Source organism: Cedecea sp. VD22, assembly GCF_037150195.1.
GTDB lineage: Bacteria > Pseudomonadota > Gammaproteobacteria > Enterobacterales > Enterobacteriaceae > Cedecea.
Genome location: NZ_JBBCPX010000050.1, coordinates 1 through 534, shown reverse-complemented (window position 1 = coordinate 534; position 534 = coordinate 1). Strand labels below are relative to the sequence as shown.

Genomic DNA, 534 nt, shown 5'->3' with positions numbered 1-534 from the left:
GGATGCAAACAAATATCAAGTCTTGAAGAGTGACTACTGATTTTATAAACAGTTTTAATTCTTTGAGCATCAAACACTTTTAAATTGAAGAGTTTGATCATGGCTCAGATTGAACGCTGGCGGCAGGCCTAACACATGCAAGTCGAGCGGTAGCACGGGGAGCTTGCTCCTGGGTGACGAGCGGCGGACGGGTGAGTAATGTCTGGGGATCTGCCTGATGGAGGGGGATAACTACTGGAAACGGTAGCTAATACCGCATAACGTCGCAAGACCAAAGAGGGGGACCTTCGGGCCTCTTGCCATCAGATGAACCCAGATGGGATTAGCTAGTAGGTGGGGTAATGGCTCACCTAGGCGACGATCCCTAGCTGGTCTGAGAGGATGACCAGCCACACTGGAACTGAGACACGGTCCAGACTCCTACGGGAGGCAGCAGTGGGGAATATTGCACAATGGGCGCAAGCCTGATGCAGCCATGCCGCGTGTATGAAGAAGGCCTTCGGGTTGTAAAGTACTTTCAGCGAGGAGGAAGGC

General features: G+C 51.9%; 1 rRNA gene. It reads left to right on the top strand.

The window, feature by feature from the left end:
• Positions 1-81: 81 nt before the first annotated feature.
• Positions 82-534: ribosomal RNA gene (locus WFK85_RS23425) — 16S ribosomal RNA — on the top strand; the annotation flags it as partial.